We start from the raw sequence: 5,345 nt of genomic DNA, 5'->3' as shown, positions 1-5,345 counted from the left end.
TGAGGCCCGATTCGAAGTTCTTTGAAAGTATGCGCAGGTATCTTGTGAGGACGCCTGCAGGAATGGATGACTGTCCATCTTGCAGACGTTTAATCAAGCAATGATTCAATTGTTTTAATGCAAGCGAAACGTTGCCAGTGGTTGAACTTCTGCAGCTAAAGTTATTGTCTTCGGACATGTAGTTTTAAGTGAAGAGTTTGATCCTGGCTCAGAGTGAACGCTGGCGGTAGGCCTAACACATGCAAGTCGAACGGCAGCACAGGAGAGCTTGCTCTCTGGGTGGCGAGTGGCGGACGGGTGAGGAATGCATCGGAATCTACTCTTTCGTGGGGGATAACGTAGGGAAACTTACGCTAATACCGCATACGACCTACGGGTGAAAGCCGGGGACCTTCGGGCCTGGCGCGAATGAATGAGCCGATGCCCGATTAGCTAGTTGGCGGGGTAAGAGCCCACCAAGGCGACGATCGGTAGCTGGTCTGAGAGGATGATCAGCCACACTGGAACTGAGACACGGTCCAGACTCCTACGGGAGGCAGCAGTGGGGAATATTGGACAATGGGCGCAAGCCTGATCCAGCCATACCGCGTGGGTGAAGAAGGCCTTCGGGTTGTAAAGCCCTTTTGTTGGGAAAGAAAAGCAGCTGGTTAATACCCGGTTGTTCTGACGGTACCCAAAGAATAAGCACCGGCTAACTTCGTGCCAGCAGCCGCGGTAATACGAAGGGTGCAAGCGTTACTCGGAATTACTGGGCGTAAAGCGTGCGTAGGTGGTTGTTTAAGTCTGTCGTGAAAGCCCTGGGCTCAACCTGGGAATTGCGATGGAAACTGGGCGACTAGAGTGTGGCAGAGGATAGTGGAATTCCTGGTGTAGCAGTGAAATGCGTAGAGATCAGGAGGAACATCCGTGGCGAAGGCGACTGTCTGGGCCAACACTGACACTGAGGCACGAAAGCGTGGGGAGCAAACAGGATTAGATACCCTGGTAGTCCACGCCCTAAACGATGCGAACTGGATGTTGGGTGCAATTTGGCACGCAGTATCGAAGCTAACGCGTTAAGTTCGCCGCCTGGGGAGTACGGTCGCAAGACTGAAACTCAAAGGAATTGACGGGGGCCCGCACAAGCGGTGGAGTATGTGGTTTAATTCGATGCAACGCGAAGAACCTTACCTGGCCTTGACATGCACGGAACTTTCCAGAGATGGATTGGTGCCTTCGGGAACCGTGACACAGGTGCTGCATGGCTGTCGTCAGCTCGTGTCGTGAGATGTTGGGTTAAGTCCCGCAACGAGCGCAACCCTTGTCCTTAGTTGCCAGCACGTAATGGTGGGAACTCTAAGGAGACCGCCGGTGACAAACCGGAGGAAGGTGGGGATGACGTCAAGTCATCATGGCCCTTACGGCCAGGGCTACACACGTACTACAATGGTGGGGACAGAGGGCTGCAAGCCGGCGACGGTAAGCCAATCCCAGAAACCCTATCTCAGTCCGGATTGGAGTCTGCAACTCGACTCCATGAAGTCGGAATCGCTAGTAATCGCAGATCAGCATTGCTGCGGTGAATACGTTCCCGGGCCTTGTACACACCGCCCGTCACACCATGGGAGTTTGTTGCACCAGAAGCAGGTAGCTTAACCTTCGGGAGGGCGCTTGCCACGGTGTGGCCGATGACTGGGGTGAAGTCGTAACAAGGTAGCCGTATCGGAAGGTGCGGCTGGATCACCTCCTTTTGAGCAAGACAGCATCGCCTGTCAGGCGTCCCCACAAGAAACCTGCATTCAGAGTTCCACAGCCAACAGGGTTGGCTTGGAAAAGTCCCAATACGGGGCCTTAGCTCAGCTGGGAGAGCACCTGCTTTGCAAGCAGGGGGTCGTCGGTTCGATCCCGACAGGCTCCACCATGTTGACGCTATGACAGAACATTGGGTCTGTAGCTCAGGTGGTTAGAGCGCACCCCTGATAAGGGTGAGGTCGGTAGTTCGAGTCTACCCAGACCCACCACACTCTGAATGTATCCGCATACTAAGAATTTATAGACATCAGCACTGTGGCTGATATCTGTTCTTTTAAAACTTGTGACGTAGCGAGCGTTTGAGATTATCTATCTTGACGTGTCGTGAGGCTAAGGCGGAAGACTTAAATGTCTTCTTATTAATTGAGTCGTTATATTCGTATCCGGGCTTTGTACCCCTGGATCAAATGTATAACCCAAGGCAACTTGCGGTTATATGGTCAAGCGAATAAGCGCACACGGTGGATGCCTTGGCGGTCAGAGGCGATGAAGGACGTGGCAGCCTGCGAAAAGTATCGGGGAGCTGGCAACAAGCTTTGATCCGGTAATGTCCGAATGGGGAAACCCACTGCTTCGGCAGTATCCTGCAGTGAATACATAGCTGCTGGAAGCGAACCTGGTGAACTGAAATATCTAAGTAACCAGAGGAAAAGAAATCAACCGAGATTCCCTGAGTAGCGACGAGCGAACGGGGAACAGCCCTTAAGCTGGTATGGTTCTAGAAAAACGGTTTGGAAAAGCCGGCCATAGAAGGTGATAGCCCTGTATTTAAAAGGGCCATTCCAGTGAAGACGAGTAGGGCGGGGCACGTGAAACCCTGTCTGAATATGGGGGGACCATCCTCCAAGGCTAAATACTACTGACCGACCGATAGTGAACCAGTACCGTGAGGGAAAGGCGAAAAGAACCCCGGAGAGGGGAGTGAAATAGATCCTGAAACCGTGTGCGTACAAGCAGTAGGAGCTCGAAAGAGTGACTGCGTACCTTTTGTATAATGGGTCAGCGACTTACTGTTCGTGGCAAGCTTAACCGTATAGGGGAGGCGAAGGGAAACCGAGTCTGATAAGGGCGCATAGTCGCGGGCAGTAGACCCGAAACCGGGTGATCTAGTCATGCCCAGGGTGAAGGTGCGGTAACACGCACTGGAGGCCCGAACCCACTCCCGTTGCAAAGGTAGGGGATGAGGTGTGATTAGGAGTGAAAAGCTAATCGAACCCGGAGATAGCTGGTTCTCCTCGAAAGCTATTTAGGTAGCGCCTCATATGTATCCTCTCGGGGGTAGAGCACTGTTATGGCTAGGGGGTCATCGCGACTTACCAAACCATTGCAAACTCCGAATACCGAGACGGACTGTATGGGAGACACACGGCGGGTGCTAACGTCCGTCGTGAAAAGGGAAACAACCCAGATCCACAGCTAAGGTCCCAAATTTACTGCTAAGTGGAAAACCATGTGGAAAGGCACAGACAGCCAGGAGGTTGGCTTAGAAGCAGCCACCCTTTAAAGAAAGCGTAATAGCTCACTGGTCGAGTCGGTCTGCGGGGAAGATTTAACGGGGCTAAGCAGTAAACCGAAGCTTGGAGTGCATAACTTTGTTATGCGCGGTAGAGGAGCGTTCCGTAAGCCTGTGAAGGTGAGTTGAGAAGCTTGCTGGAGGTATCGGAAGTGCGAATGCTGACATGAGTAACGATAATGCGGGTGAAAAACCCGCACGCCGAAAGCCCAAGGTTTCCTTGCGCAACGTTAATCGGCGCAGGGTGAGTCGGCCCCTAAGGCGAGGCAGAAATGCGTAGTCGATGGGAAGCAGGTTAATATTCCTGCACCTCGCGTAAGTGCGATGGAGGGACGGAGAAGGTTAGGTGTACCAGGCGTTGGTTGTCCTGGGGAAAGGCGGTAGGTTTGGATCTTTGGCAAATCCGGGATCCTTTAAGACCGAGCACCGAGACGAGCCTTTAAGGCGAAGTCACTGATACCACGCTTCCAGGAAAAGCTCCTAAGCTTCAGCTTACGCAGACCGTACCGTAAACCGACACAGGTGGGTAGGATGAGAATTCTCAGGCGCTTGAGAGAACTCGGGTGAAGGAACTAGGCAACATGGCACCGTAACTTCGGGAGAAGGTGCACCCTTTTTGGTGGCTCATGCGAGCTATAGCTGAAGAGGGTCGCAGTAACCAGGCCGCTGCGACTGTTTATCAAAAACACAGCACTCTGCAAACACGAAAGTGGACGTATAGGGTGTGACGCCTGCCCGGTGCTGGAAGGTTAATTGATGGGGTCAGCCGCAAGGCGAAGCTCTTGATCGAAGCCCCAGTAAACGGCGGCCGTAACTATAACGGTCCTAAGGTAGCGAAATTCCTTGTCGGGTAAGTTCCGACCTGCACGAATGGCGTAACGACAGCGGCGCTGTCTCCACCCGAGACTCAGTGAAATTGAAATCGCTGTGAAGATGCAGCGTTCCCGTGGCAAGACGGAAAGACCCCGTGAACCTTTACTATAGCTTTACACTGAACGTTGAGTTCGTCTGTGTAGGATAGGTGGGAGGCTATGAAACTGTGGCGCTAGCTGCAGTGGAGCCATCCTTGAAATACCACCCTGTCGTGCTTGACGTTCTAACCTAGGTCCATTATCTGGATCGGGGACCGTGTATGGTGGGTAGTTTGACTGGGGCGGTCTCCTCCTAAAGAGTAACGGAGGAGCTCGAAGGTACGCTCAGCGCGGTCGGACATCGCGCACTGTGTGCAAAGGCATAAGCGTGCTTGACTGCAAGATCGACGGATCAAGCAGGTAGGAAACTAGGACTTAGTGATCCGGTGGTTCTGTATGGAAGGGCCATCGCTCAACGGATAAAAGGTACTCCGGGGATAACAGGCTGATACCGCCCAAGAGTTCATATCGACGGCGGTGTTTGGCACCTCGATGTCGGCTCATCACATCCTGGGGCTGTAGTCGGTCCCAAGGGTATGGCTGTTCGCCATTTAAAGTGGTACGCGAGCTGGGTTCAGAACGTCGTGAGACAGTTCGGTCCCTATCTGCCATGGGCGTTGGAAGTTTGAGAGGGGCTGCTCCTAGTACGAGAGGACCGGAGTGGACGAACCTCTGGTGTTCCGGTTGTCACGCCAGTGGCATTGCCGGGTAGCTATGTTCGGAAGCGATAACCGCTGAAAGCATCTAAGCGGGAAGCGCGCCTCAAGATGAGACTTCCCGGGGCACAAGCCCCCTAAAGGAACCATATAGACTATGTGGTTGATAGGTCAGGTGTGTAAGTGCAGCAATGCATTGAGCTAACTGATACTAATGATCCGTGTGGCTTGACCATATAACCTCAAGTTGCCTTGGCCGACATGACATGTCGATAGATACCAAGTGCACGCTACGTCACAAGATCCATGAGAGGCAGGCGCCTAAATCCGTACTTTGGATGGCGACGCTCCAACCGTCTCCCTGATGAAATTAGCGCTATGGAACCACCCGATCCCATCCCGAACTCGGAAGTGAAACGTAGCCGCGCCGATGGTAGTGCAGCCTAAGCTGTGCGAGAGTAGGTCATCGTCAGG

The 5,345-nt window shown here is 53.2% G+C and carries 2 tRNA genes and 3 rRNA genes; all 5 read left to right on the top strand.

The features are described 5' to 3' along the window. Window positions 1-185 precede the first annotated feature (185 nt). Window positions 186-1,730, top strand: a 16S ribosomal RNA gene (locus ACVOLS_RS21225). 94 nt (window positions 1,731-1,824) lie between these two features. Then, a tRNA-Ala gene (locus ACVOLS_RS21220) sits at window positions 1,825-1,900 on the top strand. A 23-nt stretch (window positions 1,901-1,923) separates the two neighbouring features. Beyond that, window positions 1,924-2,000 (top strand) — tRNA-Ile (locus ACVOLS_RS21215). 229 nt (window positions 2,001-2,229) lie between these two features. Then, window positions 2,230-5,107: ribosomal RNA gene (locus ACVOLS_RS21210) — 23S ribosomal RNA — on the top strand. A 124-nt stretch (window positions 5,108-5,231) separates the two neighbouring features. Continuing rightward, window positions 5,232-5,345 (top strand): 5S ribosomal RNA (gene rrf / locus ACVOLS_RS21205); the annotation flags it as partial.

Source organism: Stenotrophomonas sp. STEN038, assembly GCF_056759895.1.
The sequence above is the reverse complement of the archived record's forward strand: the minus strand, read 5'-3'. Positions and strand labels throughout refer to the sequence as shown.